Raw genomic sequence first — 20,723 nt, forward strand, 5'->3', positions numbered from 1 at the left:
GCGCTCTCCAGCCGGGCCGACGTCGACCAGGTCGAGGTTGTTGGTCGGCTCGTCCAGCAGCAGCACGTCGGGCCGGCCGAGCAGCTGGGCGGCCGGCTGCCGAACGAAGGGCAGATCCGGCGGCGTTCAGGGCTCGGGCGTGAAGGTGAAAGCCAGGTCGGCCCGGGCGGTGCGGTAGCGGGCCGACGGGCGTACGGCGGGTCCGCAACTGGCCGAGCCGAGCCCGGTCACGCCGACCGCCAGGTGCACCCAGAGCAGGCCCTCGGGCACCAGTTCGCCGGTGTGGCGGGCCCGTTCCAGCTGCGCGGTCGACCAGGGGCGCACCGCGACGTCGAACGGGTGGTCGCCGTCGATGCGCAGCGTGCCGTCGGGCGTGGACAGGCTCACCCGGTCGACTTCGGATCGGTTGCCGTTCTCCTGCGGCACGACGTACGGCGTCTGGGCTTCGAGGACGGTCATCCGGTGCCGGCCGGGCCGGACCGCCGCGCGCGAATCGGGGTAGCTCTCCCCGGGCCCCAGGCCGGACCAGTCGAACACCACCGCGCCCGGGTCGGGAGTGGGCAGCGCGAGCACGATCCCGAGCCGGGGCAGCGGCAGCCGCCACTCCCCCAGGCGCTCGATGCCGACCTCGAGCCGGGTCGCCGGGCCGTGCGCCGACCAGCGGTAATCGACCTCGAAGCCGCTGTCGAGCCCGGCCGGGAGGTAGCGGACCCGGCTGCCGTCGTCGCGTTCCTCGACCGTTCTCGCGAGGAGCCGGTCGAGTCCGGCGGCCCGCCACTGCTGCTCCATCGACACTGTGCCGTCCCAGCCGGGGAAGCGGTCGTTCTCGGTCGGGGCCCGCCAGGTGTCCAGGGTGAGCGAGGCGATCGGGAACGGGCCGAGGTTCCCGGGCCGCACGGGACGACCGGCCGGGCGAACCGCCGCCGGCGGTGCTTCCCGGGGCCGGTGGGCGCGGGCCAGCACGCGGCCGTCCACCGCGGCGCTGACCTCGGTGGCGGCCAGCGGCAGGCGCAGCGACGAGAGCGGCGCGATCGCCGGCACGTCGAGAACGCCGTCGGAGGAGTCGAAGACCACATGCTCGGTCGTGGTGAAGCTCCACCGGTTCTCGATGACCAGGTCGTCGCCGTCGAAGCGCAGCCGCACCGGGGTGATCACCGCCGCGAGCTCGAGCAGACCGGGCGACGGGGTGCGGTCGGGGAAGACCAGGCCGTCGATGACGAACGACCCGTCGTGGATCGTCTCGCCGAAGTCGCCGCCGTAGCGGTAGGCGCCGTCGCGCAGCAGCCCGTGGTCGGCCCACTCCCAGATGAAGCCGCCGGCCAGCCGCGGGTGTGCGTCGACGACGGCCTCGTAGTCGGCCAGCCCGCCCGGACCGTTGCCCATGGCGTGCCCGTACTCGCACATGATCATGGGAAGGCCGCGCCGGCGGGCGTCGCGGGCCGGGTCGGCCAGCGCGGGCTCCTCGTGCCGCCCGATGGCCGCGAGCTTGTCGTAGGTGGGGTACATCCGGCTGTAGACGCCGACGCTCTCGCACTCGGCGTCGCCCTCGTAGTGGATCGGCCGGGTCGGGTCGCGCTCCGCGGTCCAGGCGGCGTTGGCCGCGAGGTTGCGGCCCCAGCCGGCCTCGTTGCCGAGCGACCACAGCACGACGCTGGACGCGTTCTTGTCCCGCTCGACCATGCGCCGCATCCGGTCGGCATAAACACCGGCCCAGGCCGGGTCGTCGGACGGGTTGCCCCGCCAGGCGGTCTCGATGAAGCCGTGCGTCTCCAGGTCGCACTCCTCGATCACGTAGAGGCCGCGGCGGTCGCACAGTTCGAGGAGATAGGGATCGGGTGGGTAGTGGCTCGTCCGGACCGCGTTGATGTTGTGTTGCTTCATCAGCTGGACGTCGTGTTCCATCCGGGCGCGGGAGACGGCCCGGCCGGTGCGGGCGTCGATGTCGTGCCGGTTGACGCCGCGGAAGACCAGCGGGGCGTCGTTCAGCAGCAGGCGGTCGCCGTCCACCCGTACGGTCCGGAAACCGATGTCGAGGGCGACCGTCTCGGCCTCGGTGCGCACCAGGAGCCGGTACAGCGCGGGCTTCTCGGCCGACCACGGCTGCACGTCGGCCAGGCTCGCGCCGTCGAGCTCCCACCGGACGGGTACGGGCGCCGACACCTCCAGCGAGCCGTCCCCGCCGGCGACCACCCACAGGTCGTCGAGGCCGCCGTCGGGACGGTGCAGCAGGGCGACCGACCGGAAGATGCCGGACAGCCACCACTGGTCCTGATCCTCGACGTAGCTGGCGAAACTCCACTGGTGCACCCGGACCGCCAGCACGTCGTCCCCGCCGGTGAGGAACGCGGTGACGTCGAACTCGACGGTCAGCCGGCTGCCCGACGACCGCCCCACCGGGGCGCCGTTCACCCACACCTGGAACCACGAGTCGACCCCGTCGAAGCGCAGCAGCACCCGGCCGCCACGCCAGTCGGCCGGGCGCCGCACGATCCGCCGGTATTCGCCGGTCGGGTTCTCGGCCGGCACGTGCGGCGGATCGATCGGGAACGGGTAGCGGACATTGGTGTACGCCGGTTGGCCGTACCCGTGCATCTGCCAGTTGCCCGGCACCGGCAGCTCGTCCCAGTCGATGCCCGGGTCGGCCGGGTCCCGGCCGGTCTCGGCCGTGGGCGACCACGCGAAACGCCATCTCCCGTCCAGCGACAGGCTGCCCGCGGTGCTGCGCAGCCGGGCCCGGGGCGCCAGCGCGCCGACGGGCGGTTCGATGATCTCGTGAAGCGCTGTCACAGCCACCCTTTCAGGGAAACCCGCTCGCCCGAGGACAGGTCCACGGTCGTCCGCCGGCCGGCCAGCACGACGGTGACCGTGGTGCGTCCCGCGGGCCGGCGTGCCCGCAAGGCCACCTCGGTCGCCCGCACCCGGCCGTCGATGGTCGTCCAGGCCACGTCGACCGCGACCCCCGGCCGGGCGATCAGACCGGTCGCCCGGCCGTCGGGCCACTGCCCCGGTACGGCGGGCAGCAACTCGATCATGCCGGAGTGGCTCTGCACGAGCATCTCGGCGACCGCGGCCACATATCCCAGGTTGCCGTCGAGCTGGAAGGGCGGGTGGGCCGAGAACAGGTTGGGGTAGAGCCCGGCCCGATCCGCCGTCGCCGGGCGCAGCACCAGCTCCAGCAGCCGCGACACCCGGTCCGGCTGCCGCAGCCGGGCCCGCAGCGCGAGCTTCCAGGCCAACGACCAGCCGGTTGTCTCGTCGCCGCGGTCGTCCAGGCTGCGGGCGACGGCGGCCCGCAGCCCGGGGTCGTCCGGGGTGTCCCCGGGATAGGCGAACACCAGGTGGCTGAGGTGGCGGTGGCCCGGCTCGGCCTGCGGCGGGTTGCCGGGCCACTCCGGGATCAGCCCGTCCGGCGCGGCCGCCGGGGCCGGGATCGCCGGGCGGACCGACCGGATCTCGGCCCGCACCGGATCGCCGTCCGGGGCGAGCTCGGCGTACGCGTCGAACAGCCCGGCGATCAGCGCGAGGTCCATTGTCGACGAGACACCGGCGGCCACCGGGCGGCCCTCGGCCGAGAGATAGTGATTCTCCGGGGACGTCGACGGCGACGTGCCGAGCGTGCCGTCCGGGCCCCGGCGCAGCCAGTCGAGGCAGAACTCGGCGGCCCCGCGCAGGATCGGCAGCACGCGCCGGTCGAGGTCACCCCCGAAGCGCGAACGCTCGCGTAGCAGCCAGGTCAGCCAGACGCCGCCCATCGGCCAGAACGCCCACGCCGGATCCGCCCGCCCGCGCCCGACCGGGGCGGTGAAGGCCCAGGCGTCGGTATTGTGGTGCGCCACCCAGCCGCGGGCGCCGTAGACGGTCCGCGCGGTGGCCCGTCCCTTGTCAGCCAGCTTTGCCAGCAGGTCGACCAGCGGATCCAGCGTCTCCGGAAGATCCGCGGTCTCGGCCGCCCAGTAGTTCATCTGCGTGTTGATGTTGATCGTGTAGTTGGAGCTCCACGGCGGCCGCAGCTCGGCGTTCCAGAGTCCCTGCAACGTCGACGGCAGTCCGCCCGGCGCGGACGAGCAGATCGCGAGATAGCGCCCGTAGGTGAACAGCAACGCGGCCAGCGCGGGGTCAGTGCCGATCCGGTCGGCCGTCGGCCGGTCACCGGTCCCCCCGCCTTCACCGAGCACCAGTGTCGTGCGGGAAAACCTTTCGCCGTACGCCTTCTCGTGCCGTTCGGTCAGCGCGGCCACCCCGATCGCCGCCGCCCGGTCGGCGCGCCCCGCGGCTTCCCGGTGGGCGGCCGGCTCGTCGAACGAGGTCGCGGTGGCCAGCACCAGCTCCAGCCGCCGCCCGTCGCGCACCGCCGCCCGCACGACCACGGCACCGCGCAGCGCGGGCTCGCCCCACACCGGTTCGAGGTCCGGCTCATGGGGTGGAGGCATGTCGCTCGGCAGCCGCACGGTCAGCCAGCCGTCCCCACCGCCGTGCACCCGCAGCGGCGACGTCAGCGACCACGCGACCTCGACCGGGCGCTCGGCCTCGAGCACGAGCACGAGAACGCCGTCGGCGTGCGAGACGAAGGTCGTCCACCGCACCGCGACCCGGCCGAGCCGGTAGGACACCCGATGCGTCGCCGTGCCGAGATCCAGCTCGCGCCGGTAGTCCTCGACCTCGGTGCCACCGGTGGTCACCGACACGTGCAGATCGGCGAACGGCAGGTAGGCCTGCGACCACCCGCCCTGCACCCCGGCCAGCCGCCGGTCGGCCTCGGCCGGGTCGCCGCGATCCAGCGCGGCCCGCGCGGCGGTCAGGGCCGCGGCCGCCCTATCGGGGTCGATCCCGCTGGTGCGGCTCTCGCTCCCGGGGCTGCCGGACCAGGCCGTGCCGTCGTTGAACTGCACGTGCTCGCGCCCCGGGGTGCCGTGCACCATCGCACCGAGCCGCCCGTTACCGAGCGGGAACGCCTCCAGCCACTCCCGGGCCGGGCCGGGCGCCCAGAGGATCCTTTCTCCCACCCCGGCCCTCAGCGGCGGCCGGTCTCGACCAGCGCGGCCACGGCGTCACGGGGGCTCCGGTGGGTGACCAGGCCCTCGCCGACCAGGACGGCGTCGGCACCGGCGGCCGCGTAGCGGATCAGGTCGTCCGGGCCGCGCACCCCCGACTCGGCCACCTTGAGCGCGGGGCCGGGCAGCAGCGGGGCCAGGCGCTCGAACGTGCCCCGGTCGACCTGGAGCGTGCGCAGGTCGCGGGCATTCACGCCGATCACCCGGGCGCCGGCATCGGCCGCCCGGCTCACCTCCTCCTCGTTGTGCACCTCGACCAGCGCGGTCATGCCCAGCTCGTCCTCGAGCAGGACCCGCAGCCGGGTCAGCGTGGGCTGGTCGAGGGCGGCGACGATCAGCAGAGCCACGTCGGCGCCGTCGGCCCGGGCCTCATAGGCCTGATATTCGCCGTACAGGAAGTCCTTGCGCAGCACCGGGATGCCGACCGCCTGCCGCACCGCCATCAGGTCGGCCAGCGACCCGCCGAACCGCCGCTCCTCGGTCAGCACGCTGATCCAGGCCGCCCCGCCGGCCTCGTAACCGGCGGCCAGCGCGGCCGGATCGGCGATCGGCGCGAGGTCGCCCTTGGACGGTGACCGCCGCTTGACCTCGGCGATCACCGACACGCCGGGGCCGGCCAGTGCCCCGTACGCGTCGAGGGCCGGAACCGCCGCCCCGGCCCGGGACACCATCTCGTCGAGGCTCGTCCGAGCCTCCCGCCCGGCCACGTCCGCGCGGACGCCGGCCAGGATCTCCTCCAGCACATTGCTCACGACTGAGCACCCTAGGCGGGAAGGCTCACCGATCGAGCAGCCGGGCGCTGAGGCCGCGCAGCTCGCTGCCGCCGGCCTGGTGCCGGGAGCGTTCGAGCAGGGTCCGCACCGTCTCCCGGACGTCGGCCGACCCGTGCACGTGCTGCGGCGCGATGCGCTCGGCGTTGAGCAGCAGGCGGACGGCCTCGCGGTCGCGGTTGCGCAGCATGGCCAGTGCCCGCGCCGTGTCGGCGTAGTAGTAGACCTGGCGGATGCCGACCGGCACGGCCGCGAGCCGGGTGCGCCGGGCGATCTCGACCGCGCGGCCGGGATCACCCTCCTCGACCTCGATGCTGATCCGCCAGAGGTCGACGTTGGTCGGGCCGAAGAACAACCCTTTCGTGGTCGTCTCGCCGGTGCGCCGGGCCAGCCCGGCCGCCTCGTCCGACCAGGCCCGGCTCTCGTCGAGGCGGCGGCTGCCCTGGCTGGCCAGCGCGCACACCAGCTGCAGACAGCCGAGCACCTCGGCCGCCCCGGGCCGGGCGACGTGCCGCTGCAACTCGTCGGCCGCCCGCTCGGCCAGCGTGAGACCGCGCTGGTAGGAGCCGGCCGTGGTGGCCGCGCTGGCCCGCGTGTAGGCCGCGTAGCCCTGCAGGACCGGATCGCCGCAAGCGTCGGCCGCCTGCTGGCAGCGCTCCCCGGCCAGCCAGGCGTCGGCCAGCAGACCGAGGCTGCGCAGCACGGACGAGGCGGTGGAGGTGGCCGCGCACAGCAGGCGCAGCGCCCGGGCGGCGTGCGGCCCGGCCGTCTCGATGTGCAGGTCGTGCAGCAGGCCGGGCAGGATCCGGGTCACCGCCGCGTAGTCGCAGGCGTGCAGCAGCGACTCGGCCAGGTCGGCCGTGCGCTCGAGGTCGCCCAGCGGCGGCGCCAGCCCCTCGGCCGGCTCGCTCAGGTCACCGTCGATCAGAGCCCGGCGTACGGCGTCCGCGCCCACCAGCGCGGCCAGCACCTCCGGGTCGGCCGCGGGCACGGGCGAGCCGGCGAGCTCGGCCGGCGAGCATTCGAGCGCCTCGGCGATGCCCGCGAGGGTGAACCGGTTGTCGGCCGCCTGGATCCCCCGTTCGATCCGGCTCCAGGTGGCGTGCGACACCCCGGCCCGGCTGGCCGCGAAGCGGATGCTCCACCCGCGCGTCAGGCGACGCACCCGGATCCGGCCGCCGATGCCGGGGTCGGCACTGGGTCGTGGCTTCATGGGCCGACCGTAACGCCGCCCGCCGCGGCGGTGGTACATGGTTGTACCGCCGGCTCACGCCGGGGCCACCCGGCGGTACTCGTGAACCGGGCGCCACCGGTCGTGCAGCGTGGTGATCAGCGCGATCATGGTCAGGAAGAACAGCGTGTCGTAGCCGTCCAACCGCCCGCCGAGAATCCCGTTGGCCACGGCGGCCAGCACGACCATCACCAGCAGCCGCAGGGCGAAGGCGAGCGCGGTCGAACGGACGGTCCAGCTGCGCCGGGCGACGGCCAGGGTGATCGCCGTGTTCAGCACGACGGTGACGCCGACACCGATGACGAGCTCGGTCTCCGTACCGGTGAAGCCGGGCAGCATCCGGCCGAAGATGCAGCAGATCAGGGCGAGCAGCACCACCTTCTCGAGGGTGTTCCTCGACCACACCGCGTCGTTGCGGGTCCGCCACGCACTCTGCTCGTGGGCCTCGTCGATCGCCTCGGGCAGCGGCTCGGGGCGGATCCGCCAGTCCCAGTCGGCCGGGCGCAACCGGGGCCGGACGGCCCGCTGGAACACCACCGCGAGCCCGGCCGCCACGACGACGAGCAGGCCGATGACCCACCGGTGCTCAGCCAGTTCGTCGGTGACGTCGAGCTGGGCGACATGCAGCCACCACTCCTGCGGCAGCTTGACGACCACCCAGATCAGCCCGGCCACGCTCAGCCACCAGCCGATCAGGAAGGTGACCGGCGACCACCGGGCACGGATCGTCTCGTACGCGATGAAGAAGTACTCGAAGACGTTGGGGAACACGAGCAGCAGCCACCGCTGGTGGGTGAGCTCGAACAGCAGCGCACCCACCAGCCGGTAGAAGAACAGGAACCGGGCGATCCGGAAGGCCGGCTCACTGGTCCAGTTGCGCAGCGTCGACAGGTAGGCGATGGCCAGGTAGAACACGTCCATCGCCTTGTCGTAGGCCTGGTAGCCGGGCGGGTCGTGGCCGAAGGCCTGGAAGATCGTCTGATCCACCCCGTCGAGGACCAGGCAGGCGACGATCGCCGGCAACGGGAAGAACGGGATGGCCAGCGGCAGCAGAAATCGCGCCGCGACGACAGCGGCGAAGACCACGGCCGCACCGGTACTCACACCGCGCAGCTTCGCACAAGATCCCCGGCTCTACGCGTCGCGGCGGTGCAGCACGAACGCGCCCAGGGCCAGCGCACCCGCCGCCCAGGCAGCGACCACGCCCAGCGCGGCCGCCGGGCTCAGCGGCAACGCGACCGGGCCGGCCGTCGAGGTCGTCAGGGCCTGCACCGCCGTGGCCGGGGTCAGCCGGTAGAGCACCCGTTGCCAGTCCGGGTCGGGCAGCATGCGCAGCACCATCGGCATCAGGTAGAGCAGGGCCAGGACGATGCCCACGGCCGTCGCCGAGTTGCGGACGACCGCGGCCACGCCGAGACCGAGCAGGCCGACGAGGATCAGGTACACCACCGACGCCACCGCCGCCCGGGCCAGGGCTCCCCCGGGCGGCAGGCCGATCACCGCGACCCCGACGGCGAGCCCGGCCGCCGGCGCCACGAACGCGGTGAGCAGAGCGGCCTTGGCGGCCAGCAGGTCGAGGCGGCGCGGGACGGCGAGCAGGCTCGTCCGGATCAGGCCACTGCCGTACTCGCCGGCCAGGAGCTGCACGCCGGCCGCGGCCACGGCGGCCTGCCCGAGGCGGACGCCGAGCAGGCGCAACTGCACCGGATCGACCGAATCGCGGCCCAGCGCCACCCCGCCCGCGGTGAGCAGCACCGCGAGCCCGAGCGGCACGGCCGGCGCGGCCCGGCCGGTGAGCAGCTTGGCCCACTCGGCCCGCCAGGCCGCCCTCACGCCGGACTCCGCCGCAGCCGCCAGGTGGCCGCGGCGACGGCGGCCAGCGCCCACAGCGCCAGCACGGCCAGGCCGGCCCAGGGCGGCAGCGGGAAATAGCCGTCGGCCACCGTCTGGGGCCGGGACAGCTGCGGATACGCGGCGACGCTCTGCTGGATCGCGAACGCGGCCCCCGGCGTCAGGCGCAGCAGCCAGGTGCCCACGTCCGGCGGCAGGACCGATGTGACGGCCAGGATCGGCGGCGCGAGCAGCAGCGCGGTCACGGCGACGACCGCGGGCACGGCCCGTCGCAGCAAGGCGCCCACCCCGTACGCGAGGACGCCGGCCAGCGACAGCAGCAACGCCGTCCCGAGCGCGATCCGCAGCATGGTCGGCCACGACACGGCCAGCACCACCACGGCGTTGGCCCGCAGCATCCGCGACGCCACCGGCAGCGTCACCGCGACCGCCACCAGACCGGCCAGCAGCGACACCACGCCGACCACCCCGGCCTTGGCCACGGACACCCGCACCGGGCGGGGCATGGCGGCCAGCGTCGTGCGGATCATCCTGTGCCGGAACTCGGCCGTCCCGCACAGCACGGCCACCACGATCAGCGGCAGCAGCCCGGCGAAGACTCCGGTCAGCACCCGCTCCACGGCCAAACCGTTCTCACTGTCGATTCCGATCTCGCCCGCTCCGGCCACCGTGATCACGCCGCCGGTCTCGGTGTGGCCCGGCGGATGGGCCTGTTCCCACGTCGTGCGGTAATCGGAGTAGCCGACCAGCGACTCCGTCCACCCACCGGCCGGGCTGACCTGGGAGAACTGGGCCGTCGCCTGCGTCCACCGGGCGGCGACGGCGTGGCCGCCCTGCGGGTTCTCCTCGACCGTCATCCCGTTGGGTGAGGTGACGAAGAGGCCGATCTGCACGGTGGCGGGCAGGCCGTCGAGGCGTACGGTCTCGATCCGCTGCCAGGCGGCGCCGTCGGCCGAGACGTCACCGGTGATCTCGTCGCCCTGCCGGGTGAGGCGCAGCCAGGCCTCGCGCCCCGGCACCGCCGCCCGGTCGCGGGTGAAGCCGGACTGCATGCGGACGCCGTGCGACCCGGTCACCATCACCGCCGCGTAGTCGGCCCCGGGCTCAGTGCCGTCCTTGACCATCAGGCCGGCCTTGGCCCACGGCACCACCCCGCGCACGATCTCGTCGTGATCCGGCGGCGGGTAGGTGATCGTGCCGTCGAGGCCGCCCACCCGGGCGGTGATCGACCCGTCGCCGTCGAGGGCCCGGTGCACAAAGGTGAACTTGTCGGCCACCGACCGACCGGCCGAGTCGGTCGGCGGGGCCGGGCAGTCGACCTCGTGGGTGCCGTCCATGCACGACATCGTCACGCTGGTCGCGGCCAGCACGCCCAGCGCCACCACGATCAGCACGGCCGCCGCGGCGCCGAACATCCAGCCCCGGACGGTGCGGAACTTCAGCCATTCGGCCCGCCAGATCACCGGATGCCCCCGACGCCCGCCGTGAGCTCCAGATAGGCCGCTTCCAGCGAGGTGTACGCGCCGATCAGCTCGTCCACCCCGGCGTCGGCGACGACCCGGCCGTGCCCGGCCACCACCACGTGCCCCGCCATGTCCTGCAGTTCGCTCATCAGGTGGCTGGAGACCAGCACCGACCGGCCGTCGGCGGCCAGATCGCGCAGCAGGCCGCGCATCCAGACGATGCCGGCCGGGTCGAGCCCGTTGAACGGCTCGTCGAGCAGCAGCACCGGTGGGTCGCCGAGCAGCGCGGCGGCCACCCCGAGCCGTTGCCGCATGCCGAGTGAGTATCCGCCCGCCGTCCGCCGCCCGGCCGCGGTCAGGCCGGCCAGCGCCAGCACCGCGTCGACCCGGGTGTCCGGCAGGTCCTGCGAGCGGGCCAGCCACCGCAGGTGGTCACGGCCGCTGCGAGCCGGGTGCAGCGCGTGCGGGTCGAGCAGCGCCCCGGCGTGCCGCATCGGGCACGGCAGCTCGGCGTAGCGGCGGCCGCCGATCGTCGCGGTGCCCGCGTCCGGCCGGTCCAGCCCGACGATCATCCGCAGCGTGGTCGACTTCCCGGCGCCGTTGGGGCCGACAAAACCGGTGACGTGGCCCGGCCGGACGACGAAGGTCATCCCGTCCAGCGCGGCCGACGAGCCGAACCGTTTGCGTAATCCGTTCACTTCGATGGTGGTCATGCCGGATGTCTACGGCGGCGGACCTAACCCGGGCGCGACGAAGGCTGTCATACCGCTGTCACCTCCGGGCAGGCATGCTGTGCGGATGGGCGTCCGGCTGCGTTTCACCCTCCTCTACGGCGTGCTCTTCCTGCTGTCCGGGGCCGGGCTGCTGGCCATCGTGGCCGCGTTCGGGGTGCGGTCGACCCGGCCTGCCGGTGAGCCGCTCGGACCGGCGGCGGCCGAGCAGATCGACGCCGCCGCGGCCGCCCACACCCGGCAGCTCCTGGTCGGCGTCCTGGTCGCCGTGCTCGTCATGCTGGTGCTGTCGCTGCTGCTGGGCCGGGCCGCGGCGGACCGGGTGCTGCGGCCGCTGCGCACGATCACGGCGGCCACCCGGCGGATCACCGCCGACAACCTGCACTCCCGGCTGGCCGTGACCGGACCGGCCGACGAGGTCAAGGATCTCGCCGACACCATCGACGACCTGCTCGGCCGGCTCGAGGAGTCGTTCGCGGCCCAGCGCCGGTTCGTGGCCGACGCCTCGCACGAGCTGCGCACGCCGCTGGCCACCATGCGGGCCGCGGTCGACGTGGCCGAGGCCAAGGCGGCGCCACCGGCCGAGGTGGTCCGGCTGGGCGGGCGGATCCGCACCGAGCTCGACCAGCTCGAGACCCTGCTGGAAGGACTGCTCGTGCTGGCCCGCGCCCAGCACGGCGCGCTCGACGGCCGCACCCCGCTGTCGATGCGGTCGCTGATCCCGGCCGGCGTCCCGGTCGAGGGCGACGACTTCGTGACCGTCGGAAACCCGGTGCTGCTGGCCCGGATGGTGTCCAACGTGGTCGACAACGCCGTCCGGCACAACGAGCCCGGCGGCTGGATGCGGGTGAGCCTCGCGCCCGGCACGGTCGTCGTCGAGAACGACGGCCCGGTCCTCGACCCGGGCCAGGTGGCCATGCTCGGGCGCCCGTTCCGGCGGCTCGGCATCTCCCGCACCGGCGGCTCGGGCACCGGGCTGGGCCTGGCCATCGCCTCGGCGGTGGCGTCGGCGCACGGCGGCTCGCTCGGCCTGCGGGCGCGACCCGCGGGCGGCCTGCGCGTCGAGATCCGGCTGCAGCCGTGAGGGTCCTGGTCGTGGAGGACGCGGCCGCGCTGGCCGAGGTGGTCGCCGAGGGGCTGCGCGACCAGGGGATGGCGGTCGACGTGGCGCTCGACGGGCTGACCGCCGCGGCCAAGCTCGACGTGAACACGTACGACGTGGTGGTGCTCGACCGCGACCTGCCCGGCCTGAGCGGCGACACCCTGTGCGAGATGATCACCGGCCGGGCCGAGCGGGCGATGGTGCTCATGCTGACCGCGGCCGGCTCGGCCGACGACCGGGTGCGCGGCCTGACGCTGGGCGCCGACGACTACCTGGCCAAGCCGTTCCACTTCCCGGAGCTGGTGCTGCGGGTGCGCTCACTGGCCCGGCGACGGCCCGCGGCGACGCCCCGCACCCTGCGGGCCGGGGACCTCGAGCTCGACCCGGTCCGCCGGACGGCCACCCGCTCGGGCGTGCCGGTGCCGCTGTCGGTGAAGGAGCTCGCGGTGCTGGAGGCGCTGATGCGGGCGGCGCCGGGCTACCTGAGCAGCGAGGCCCTGCTGGAACAGGTGTGGGACGAGAACGCCGACCCGTTCACCAACACGGTCACGGTCACCGTCGGCCGCCTGCGCCGCAAACTCGGCGAACCGCCCGCCATCGTCACCCTGCCCGGCGTCGGCTACCGCCTGGCCGGGTGAGCGGCGTTCGGGCAGGCGCATCGGCCCCCGAATACATTGACCTAAATAAATACATCCGGTGACAATGCTGCGACGACCATTGCGGAGGTGGGTCATGCCGGTGCGCTGGAACCAGATCGCGGCCATCGGGACGGCCGTCGCCGCGGTCGCCGGGCCGCTGCCGGCTTCGGCCGCGCCGGCCGCCGCCGCCGTCGTCGTCTGCAACCGCTACTGCGACGGGCGCGACGCCGCCCTGGCCGGTGCGGATCGCACACCGGTGAGCAGCACGCTCTACGGGCGCACCGTCACGCTGCACGTGGACGACGCCGATTCGATGGGCTGGGCCTCGCTCGCGGGCGGCCGGGCCGGTGACGAGGTCTGGCTGGACCGGTCCTTCGACGGCGGCCGCACCTGGGCCGCCGGCAGCCGGCTGGGCAGCACCGCCGTGCCGGCCGGAGCCGGCGCCACCCGCACGACGATGGCCAACGTCGACGACTGGGTGCAGCGGGGCGTCGGCGCCCTGCGCGCCTGCGGCAAAGCCGGCGACCGGCCCGAGATCGCCTGCACCGGGTGGGCCCGCAGCACCTGGAACGCGGCCGGCCGGGGCACCGCGGCCGCCACCGCGCTGATGATGCGCTACGACCAGTCCACCGGGCTGTTCGACGGCAATGCCTGGTGGACCAGCGCCAACGCGCTGACCGCGCTGATCGGCAACATCCGGGTCTCGGGGATGGCCAGCTATCAGTACGCGATCGCCAACACGTACGACAAGCAGGTCGCCAGCCGTCAGGGGCAGTTCCGCAACGAATACCTGGACGACACCGGCTGGTGGGGACTGGCCTGGCTCGCCGCGTACGACCTGACCGGCGACAGCCGCTATCTGGCCACCGCGCGGGCCGGCGCCGACCACATGCACGCCTACTGGGACACCACCTGCGGCGGCGGGGTCTGGTGGCGGACCGACCGCACGTCCAAGGTGGCCATCGCCAACAGCCTCTACATCCAGCTCAACGCCGAGCTGGCTCAGCGGGTGCCGGGCGACACGCTCTATCGCAACCGGGCCCGCGCCGGGTGGACCTGGTTCGAGGGCACGGGCATGATCAGCTCGAACAACCTGGTGATCGACCGGATCAGCCTGGACACCTGCCGCGGCACCAGCGGGCCGCTCACCTACAACTCCGGCGTCCTGATGAACGCCCTGGTGCAGCTGAACCGGGCCACCGGGGACGCCAACGCGCTGACCGTGGCCCGCCGGATCGGCGATGCCTCCACCACCCACGCCGCGCTGAACTCGGGCGGCATCCTGCGCGAGCCCGGCGAGGGCGAGAGCTGCCAGGGTGACCAGCCGTCATGGAAGGGCGCCTACGCGCGCGGCCTCGGTGTGCTCAACCAGGCGCTCGGCGGGGTCTATGGCGGCTACTTGCAACGGCAGGCCAATTCGGCCTTCACCCGCGATCGGAACAGCCTCGACGAATACGGCATCCACTGGGCCGGACCCTTCGTGCCGAGCGCTCACGCGTGTCAGCACGCCGCGCTCGACCTGCTCAACGTGGCCCCTCTTTAACGTATAGCGGAGTGCCCGTCTTGCGGCAAGCCCCCTGATTTGCCGGACAATCTCCCCGGTCGACGCCACCGAGGGAGATTCTGAGCTGTGACGCGTTACGTTCTGGACCTGACCGACATCCGCCCGGACCAGGTCGCCCTGGCCGGCGGCAAGGGCGCCAACCTGGGCGAGCTGACCCGCATCGACGGGGTGCGGGTGCCGCCCGGGTTCTGCGTGACGACCGTGGCCTTCGAGCAGATCATCGACGTGCTCGATCGGTTGCCGGCCGGGGCGGAGCTGCGCCGGGCCGTCCGCGAGGCTTCCGTGCCGGACGAGCTGGCCGCCGAGATCACCCGCCGGGTGGGGCCCGGCGGGTATGCCGTGCGGTCCAGCGCCACCGCCGAGGACCTGCCGGCCGCCTCGTTCGCCGGCCAGCACGACTCGTACCTGAACGTGGTGGGACCCGAGGCGGTGCTGGAGCACATCCGGCTCTGCTGGGCCTCGCTGTTCACCGACCGGGCGATCAGCTACCGCCTGCGGCACGGCATCGACCACCGCCAGGTGCGCATGGCCGTCGTCGTGCAGCAGATGGTGTTCCCGCGGGCGTCGGGCATCCTGTTCACCGCCGACCCGGTCACTTCCGACCGTACGGTCTCCTCGGTCGACGCCGGCTTCGGGCTCGGCGAGGCGCTGGTCTCGGGCCTGGTCAATCCGGACGTCTACCGCGTGCGCGACGGCGCGATCATCAGCCGGGCCGTCGCCGTCAAACGGCTCGCCGTCGAGCCGCTGGACGCGGGCGGCACCGGGGAACGGGCGATCGAGCCGGACCGCCGGGAGCAGGCGGCGCTGACCGACGCCGAGGTGCTGGAGCTGGTCGGGCTGGGCCAGCGGATCGAGGCCCACTTCGGGCGCCCGCAGGACATCGAGTGGTGCCGGACCGGTGACGGGTTCCAGATCGTGCAGAGCCGGCCGATCACCACGCTCTTCCCGGTGCCGGGCACTGATGACGCCCAGAACCACGTGTACGTCTCGGTCGGTCACCAGCAGATGATGACCGACCCGATGAAGCCGCTGGGGATCTCGTTCTGGCAGATGACCACCCCGCGCCCGATGGCCGTGGCCGGCGGGCGGCTGTTCGTCGACGTCACCCCGATGCTGGCCGCGCCGGGCAGCCGGGAGAACCTGATCGACGCCCTCGGCCGGTCGGATCCGCTGATCGGCGGCGCTCTGCGGACGGCCGTCGAGCGGGAGGGCTTCCTGCCTCCACCCCCGGACAGCGACCGGCCGGCCTGGGTGCCACCGGGCAGCAGCCCCACCCTGCCGGCCGCCGACCCGGCCGTCGTCACCGAGCTGATCGAGCAGTTCGAGCGGGCCCTGGCGGCCACCGAGCAGGCCATCGGCGGGCTGTCCGGATCGGCTCTGCTCGACTTCATCCGGGCCGACGTCCCGGAACTGCGGCGGGCCATGCAGTCCGACCCGCGCAGCCTGCAGGCGATCATGGCCGGGATGGAGGCCAGCCGGTGGCTCAACGACCACATGCTCGAGTGGCTGGGCGAGCGGAACGTGGCCGACACCCTCGCCCAGTCCGTCCCGCACAACGTCACCTCGGAGATGGGCCTGGCCCTGCTCGACGTGGCCGACGTGATCCGGCCGCACCCCGAGGTGGTCGCCTTCCTGCACCGGGTCGAGGACGACGACTTCCTGGACGAGCTCGCCGCGCTGCCCGGCGGCCAGGAGGCCCGGGACGCCATCCGGGCCTTCCTCGACCGGTACGGGATGCGGTGCGTCGGCGAGATCGACATCACCCGGCCCCGGTGGAGCGAGCAGCCCACCGCGCTGGTCCCGCTCATCCTCGGCAACGTCCGCAACTTCGAGCCCGGCGCCCACGAGCGGCTCTTCGAGCAGGGCCGGCGGCAGGCCGAGGCCAAGCGGGCCGACCTGCTGGCGCGCCTGAAGCCCGAGCAGGCAGCCGAGACCGCGGCGATGATCGACCGCGTCCGCACGTTCAGCGGGTACCGGGAGTACCCGAAGTACCACATGATCAGCCGCTATCTGGTCTACAAGCGGGCCCTGACGGCCGAGGCCGGCCGGATGGTGGCGGCCGGCCTGATCGACGATCGGGAGGACATCTTCTTCCTGAGCTTCGACGAGCTCGGTGACGCCGGCCGCGCGCGGGAGCGGATCGGCGAGCGCAAGGAGGCGTACGCGTCGTACCTCGCACTCACCCCGCCCCGGGTGTTCACCTCGGACGGCGAGGTGCTCACCGCCGGCTACGGGCACGCGGACCTGCCGGCCGGCGCGCTGGCCGGACTGCCGGTCTCCAGCGGCACCGTCGAGGGCCGGGCCCGGGTGCTGCGCGACCTGGCCACCGCCGAGCTCGAGCCGGGCGACATCCTGGTCACCGCCTACACCGATCCCAGCTGGACGCCGGTGTTCGTCACGATCGCCGGGCTGGTGACCGAGGTCGGCGGGTTGATGACCCACGGCGCGGTGATCGCCCGGGAGTACGGCCTGCCCGCGGTCGTCGGCGTGGAGCGGGCGACCACGCTGATCCGCGACGGGCAACGGATCCGCGTGCACGGCACCGACGGGTACGTCGAGATCCTCACCGACGAGGGTTTTCCCTCTATCGCGACATAGACCGTTATATATAGCGTCACTCGTGTCTCAGTCGGCGCCGGCCATCCGCCGCGCGCCGGAGATCGAGCCCGCCCGCTACCCCCCGTTGGGCGGGAAAGGAGTACGCGAAATGGTGCGAACCCCCCTAGTCATCGCGCTGGCCGCGGGCACCGCGGCCGCGTCGGCGCTGGTCGCGGTGACCGGCCCGGCCGCCGCGAAGCCGCCGACCCCGTCGGTGGACGCCGTCGCGGCGGCCGACGCCGCGGTCCAGGCCCGCCCGTCCGTTCTGCGGGCGAGCAAGCACGACACGTTCCAGCGGCGCCAGGTCTACAAGTCGCACGGGCTGACCTACGCGGCCTACGACCGCACCTACAAGGGCCTCCCGGTCAAGGGCGGCGACTTCGTGGTGGTCACCGACGACGCCGGCCAGACCCGGTACACGTCGGTCGCGCAGAGCAGCCCGGTCGGCGAGGTCTCCACCGTGGCCAAGGTGACCGAGAGCGCGGCCATCGCGACCGCCAGGGGTCAGCTCACGACGGTGACCGGGGTCGAGGCGACCCGGCTGGTCGTCGTCGCGACCGACGGCGCGGCGGCCAAGCTGGCCTACGAGACCACGGTCAACGGCACCGGCGCCGAGGGCGTCAGCCGCCTGACCGTCGACGTGGACGCTTCCACCGGGGCCGTGCTGGCCACCGAGGAGCACGTCACCGAGGCCACCGGCACGGGCACCGGCTGGATCAACGGCACGGTCTCGCTCAACACCACCCAGTCCGGCTCGACGTATTCCCTCAAGGACCCGTCGATCACCAACCTGAGCTGCCAGGACGCCTCGACCCGGGTGACCTTCAGCGGCCCCGACAACGTGTGGGGCAACGGCAACGGCACCAGCAAGGAGACCGGCTGCGTGGACGCGCTCTATGTGGCGCAGAAGCAGAAGGCGATGCTCACGGCGTGGCTGGGCCGCAACGGGCAGAACGGCTCGGGCGGCGCGTGGCCGATCCGGGTCGGGCTCAACCAGCAGAACGCGTACTACGACGGCACCCAGATCCAGATCGGCAAGAACACCGCGGGCCGGTGGATCTCGTCGCTCGACGTGGTCGGCCACGAGCTGGGCCACGGCATCGACGACAAGACCCCGGGCGGCATCTCGAAGGGCGGCACCCAGGAGTTCGTGGCCGACACCATCGGCGCGGCCACCGAGGCGTACGCCGCCAACGCCAGCGACCCGTTCGACTACCAGGTCGGCGAGGAAGTGAACCTGGTCGGCAGCGGCCCGATCCGGTACATGTACAACCCGTCGCTGGCCGGCGACGCCAACTGCTACTCGAGCAGCACCCCCGGCTCCGAGGTGCACTCGGCCGCCGGTCCCGGCAACCACTGGTTCTACCTGCTGGCCCAGGGCAGCGGCGGCAACGGCCAGCCGGCCAGCTCGACCTGCAACGGCAGCACGGTGACCGGCGTCGGCATCCAGGCCGCCATGAAGATCATGTACAACGCGATGCTGCTCAAGACCTCCAGCTCCTCCTACGCCAAGTACCGCGTGTGGACGCTGCAGGCCGCCAAGAACCTCAACCCGGGCAGCTGCACCCAGTTCAACGCGGTCAAGGCCGCCTGGAACGCGGTCAGCCTGCCGGCCCAGTCCGGCGAGCCCACCTGCTGATCGATCGGTGAGACCGGCTCGGCCCGGCGTGTCCCCCGACGCGCCGGGCCGAGCTCTGTTCAGCGGGCGGTTCCGGTGACGAGCAGATGGCAGCTCACGGCGGCCAGATCCCGTTCGGTGCTGTAGAGCCGGGCCAGCTGCAGGGCGGCGTCGAAGACGACCTCCGCGGCGGGACCGTGGACGGCGGCCTCGGCCGCGGGCCAGGCGGGCCCCTCGACGCCGTGCAGCGTCACGCCGGCCAGCCCGGCCTCCGCACACTCGTCGAGAAGCTCGGGCACCCGGTGGAAGTAGGCGTGGGTGAAGCCGCCACCGACGATGTTGTTGCCATCGGTCACCAGCCGGCGCGATTCGGCGAGCATTCGGTCGTCGAACCGGGCGGTGGCCGCGAAGTCGATCGGCCCGGCGAACCGCGAGATCGCCGCGACGGCGACCGGACCACCTGGACGGGTCACCCGGATCGCCTCCCGGATCGCCCGCACCCGGTCGGCCCGCTCCTGCAGGTGATAAACGGGACCGAGCAGCAGGGTCGCGTCCCAGGCGGCGTCCGGCTCGGCCAGATCCCGGGCATCACCGACGGCCGCGTCGATCGCCGGTGTCCCGGCCCGGGCTTGAGCGACATGCGCGGGTACGAGATCGATCAGCCGCACCCGGTGGCCGTCGGCCATCAACTCACGGGCGTACGCGCCGGGCCCGCCGCCGACGTCGAGCACCCGGGCCGGTCCGGCCGGAAGCAGGTCGCGGAGCAGCTCCAGGGTGCGGATCCGCTCCAGCCGGGCCTGCGGGCGCCGGTCCAGCCGCTCCGCCTCGGAATACCTGTCCTCGTAGTAGGTGACGATCTCGGTCGTCGGCTCGCTCATCCCGGCATCCTCCGACGCCCCGGCGCCGCAGGCGAACGGTTTACGGTCGCCGCTCCTCCCTGCCGGCCCTCATCGCCGCACCCAACACGGCGAATCTAGGCGGACGACATCCAGTCTCTTAACTACTAGTCATACGCACGCCATGCTGTGCGTCGTGCCGATGGTCGGCGCAGAGGAGGAACCATGACCGACAGCGTGGCCGCCGATGCCGTGCCGCCGCCTACGCCGACCCGCGACTTCGACGGCCTGTACAAAGCACTCCTCGAGGCCCACCCCCGCGACGCCCTGCACCTGCTGTGCGGCGCACGACTCGACGGCCAAACCGTGATCCTCGACGGCCCCACCGAACAACCACGCCAACGCAGCCGCCAACGCGACAAAGTCTTCCTCGTCCACCACGACGACATGCCGGCCGATATCTACCACCTCGAAGTCCAAGTCCAGCGCACCGAGGACTTCCAAGAACGCATGGTGGCCTACTGGGCCGCCCTCGCACTCAAATACCGCCGCGCACAACACCGCATTCACCAGGTCGTGCTCTGGCCCCTGGGCGGCGGATTCCCCGGCCGCTTCGAACGCGACCAAGCCCGGCTCGACTACCGATCGGTCAACGTACCCGACGACCTCGACCCCAGCACCCTGCTCGCCAGCCCCCTGGCACCACTCGCCCTATGGACCCAGAAACCACCGGGCGACCTCGCCGAACGCGTCGCCGATCGGATCGCCGCGACCGGCGCCCTCGAGGAACAACTGGTCCAGATCGAGCTCGGTATGCTCGTCGGAGGGTCACTCGCGGTCCAAGTACTCGAAGCACTACGAAGGAGAGGCATGAACGACGTCCTCGAACAAACCGAGTCCGGCCGCGAGATCGCCCGCCGAAACCGGGAGCAAGGCCTGGAGCAAGGCCGCGTCGACGGGATGCGGGCTCTCCTGCGGGCGCGATATGGCGATCTCGCCGACCTGGACGACCTCGCCCGGCGACTGGCCGACAGCGACCACGACGGGAACATCGCCCGCATCGTCGCCGGTGTGACCTTGGTCGAGCTGCGCTCCTACGACTGAACGGGACGCCGGACCGCCGAGAACGCCCGTTCGCTCGGAAGGCGGCGTGGGCGCCTAGACCGCCAGCATCGCGTTCTGCGACGACCGACACGATCGCGGTTCAGGAGCCGCCCGGTCGTCACTGCAGCGGGATACGGCCATCATTCGTCAGCCCGTTCCCGCCGCC

The 20,723-nt window shown here is 73.1% G+C and carries 15 protein-coding genes; 6 read left to right on the forward strand and 9 right to left on the reverse strand.

The genetic code is table 11. From position 1 onward, the window contains the following. Nucleotides 1-126 precede the first annotated feature (126 nt). The 8 genes from NAG42_RS35085 to NAG42_RS35120 are packed head-to-tail and all read right to left on the reverse strand — an operon-like array spanning nt 127 to nt 11,079. Entirely contained in the window at nt 127-2,787 is a 2,661-nt protein-coding gene (locus tag NAG42_RS35085) for a glycoside hydrolase family 2 TIM barrel-domain containing protein (protein WP_250036352.1), read from the reverse strand. After that, nucleotides 2,784-5,003, reverse strand: coding sequence for a glycoside hydrolase family 95 protein (locus NAG42_RS35090; protein ID WP_250036353.1), 2,220 nt, complete (start codon nt 5,001-5,003; stop codon nt 2,784-2,786). The genes NAG42_RS35085 and NAG42_RS35090 overlap by 4 nt, the downstream gene beginning before the upstream one ends. Before the next feature lie 8 nt (nt 5,004-5,011). After that, nucleotides 5,012-5,794 carry an indole-3-glycerol phosphate synthase TrpC gene (gene trpC, locus NAG42_RS35095; protein ID WP_250036742.1) on the reverse strand — a complete coding sequence of 261 codons (783 nt, stop codon included), beginning with the start codon at nt 5,792-5,794 and terminating at the stop codon, nt 5,012-5,014. Nucleotides 5,795-5,828: 34 nt separating this feature from the next. Beyond that, on the reverse strand, nt 5,829-7,034 hold the full coding sequence (locus tag NAG42_RS35100) for a helix-turn-helix domain-containing protein (RefSeq protein WP_250036354.1): 1,206 nt from the start codon (nt 7,032-7,034) through the stop codon (nt 5,829-5,831). 54 nt (nt 7,035-7,088) lie between these two features. Next, complete coding sequence (locus tag NAG42_RS35105; RefSeq protein WP_250036355.1) at nt 7,089-8,156, reverse strand: hypothetical protein; 1,068 nt, start codon at nt 8,154-8,156, stop codon at nt 7,089-7,091. A 30-nt stretch (nt 8,157-8,186) separates the two neighbouring features. Then, entirely contained in the window at nt 8,187-8,885 is a 699-nt protein-coding gene (locus NAG42_RS35110; protein WP_250036356.1) for an ABC transporter permease subunit, read from the reverse strand. Beyond that, on the reverse strand, nt 8,882-10,366 hold the full coding sequence (locus NAG42_RS35115) for a DUF1349 domain-containing protein (protein WP_250036357.1): 1,485 nt from the start codon (nt 10,364-10,366) through the stop codon (nt 8,882-8,884). The genes NAG42_RS35110 and NAG42_RS35115 overlap by 4 nt, the downstream gene beginning before the upstream one ends. Continuing rightward, entirely contained in the window at nt 10,363-11,079 is a 717-nt protein-coding gene (locus NAG42_RS35120; protein ID WP_250036358.1) for an ABC transporter ATP-binding protein, read from the reverse strand. The genes NAG42_RS35115 and NAG42_RS35120 overlap by 4 nt, the downstream gene beginning before the upstream one ends. Before the next feature lie 85 nt (nt 11,080-11,164). Here NAG42_RS35120 and NAG42_RS35125 point away from each other — a divergent pair, with 85 nt between their 5' ends. From NAG42_RS35125 to NAG42_RS35145, 5 genes are all read left to right on the forward strand, one after another. Further along, the gene (locus NAG42_RS35125; RefSeq protein ID WP_250036359.1) at nt 11,165-12,181 is read left to right on the forward strand and encodes a sensor histidine kinase; all 1,017 of its coding nucleotides are present in this window, start codon (nt 11,165-11,167) and stop codon (nt 12,179-12,181) included. Next, on the forward strand, nt 12,178-12,837 hold the full coding sequence (locus tag NAG42_RS35130) for a response regulator transcription factor (RefSeq protein WP_250036360.1): 660 nt from the start codon (nt 12,178-12,180) through the stop codon (nt 12,835-12,837). Before NAG42_RS35125 ends, NAG42_RS35130 begins: the two co-directional genes overlap by 4 nt. Before the next feature lie 94 nt (nt 12,838-12,931). After that, entirely contained in the window at nt 12,932-14,380 is a 1,449-nt protein-coding gene (locus NAG42_RS35135) for a glycoside hydrolase family 76 protein (protein ID WP_250036361.1), read from the forward strand. A gap of 87 nt (nt 14,381-14,467) precedes the next feature. Continuing rightward, the gene (gene rph / locus NAG42_RS35140; RefSeq protein ID WP_250036362.1) at nt 14,468-16,999 is read left to right on the forward strand and encodes a rifamycin-inactivating phosphotransferase; all 2,532 of its coding nucleotides are present in this window, start codon (nt 14,468-14,470) and stop codon (nt 16,997-16,999) included. 109 nt (nt 17,000-17,108) lie between these two features. Continuing rightward, nucleotides 17,109-18,638, forward strand: a complete 1,530-nt coding sequence (locus NAG42_RS35145) for a M4 family metallopeptidase (protein ID WP_250036363.1) — start codon at nt 17,109-17,111, stop codon at nt 18,636-18,638. Nucleotides 18,639-18,697: 59 nt separating this feature from the next. On the opposite strand, the gene NAG42_RS35150 is transcribed toward NAG42_RS35145, so the two are convergent. Continuing rightward, nucleotides 18,698-19,495, reverse strand: a complete 798-nt coding sequence (locus tag NAG42_RS35150) for a class I SAM-dependent methyltransferase (protein WP_250036364.1) — start codon at nt 19,493-19,495, stop codon at nt 18,698-18,700. 183 nt (nt 19,496-19,678) lie between these two features. Here NAG42_RS35150 and NAG42_RS35155 point away from each other — a divergent pair, with 183 nt between their 5' ends. Beyond that, on the forward strand, nt 19,679-20,557 hold the full coding sequence (locus NAG42_RS35155) for an RpnC/YadD family protein (RefSeq protein WP_250036365.1): 879 nt from the start codon (nt 19,679-19,681) through the stop codon (nt 20,555-20,557). The last annotated feature ends 166 nt before the right edge of the window (nt 20,558-20,723 follow it).

This window comes from Paractinoplanes maris (assembly GCF_023544465.1).
Classification (GTDB): Bacteria; Actinomycetota; Actinomycetes; order Mycobacteriales; family Micromonosporaceae; genus Actinoplanes; species Actinoplanes maris.

Bases quoted from the DNA above. Each gene is read 5' to 3' on its own strand.
- NAG42_RS35100 (WP_250036354.1), bottom strand. From the start codon at position 7,034: ATGAAGCCACGACCCAGTGCCGACCCCGGCATCGGCGGCCGGATCCGG.
- NAG42_RS35120 (WP_250036358.1), bottom strand. From the start codon at position 11,079: ATGACCACCATCGAAGTGAACGGATTACGCAAACGGTTCGGCTCGTCG.
- NAG42_RS35125 (WP_250036359.1), top strand. From the start codon at position 11,165: ATGGGCGTCCGGCTGCGTTTCACCCTCCTCTACGGCGTGCTCTTCCTG.
- NAG42_RS35135 (WP_250036361.1), top strand. From the start codon at position 12,932: ATGCCGGTGCGCTGGAACCAGATCGCGGCCATCGGGACGGCCGTCGCC.
- NAG42_RS35145 (WP_250036363.1), top strand. From the start codon at position 17,109: ATGGTGCGAACCCCCCTAGTCATCGCGCTGGCCGCGGGCACCGCGGCC.
- NAG42_RS35150 (WP_250036364.1), bottom strand. From the start codon at position 19,495: ATGAGCGAGCCGACGACCGAGATCGTCACCTACTACGAGGACAGGTAT.
- NAG42_RS35155 (WP_250036365.1), top strand. From the start codon at position 19,679: ATGACCGACAGCGTGGCCGCCGATGCCGTGCCGCCGCCTACGCCGACC.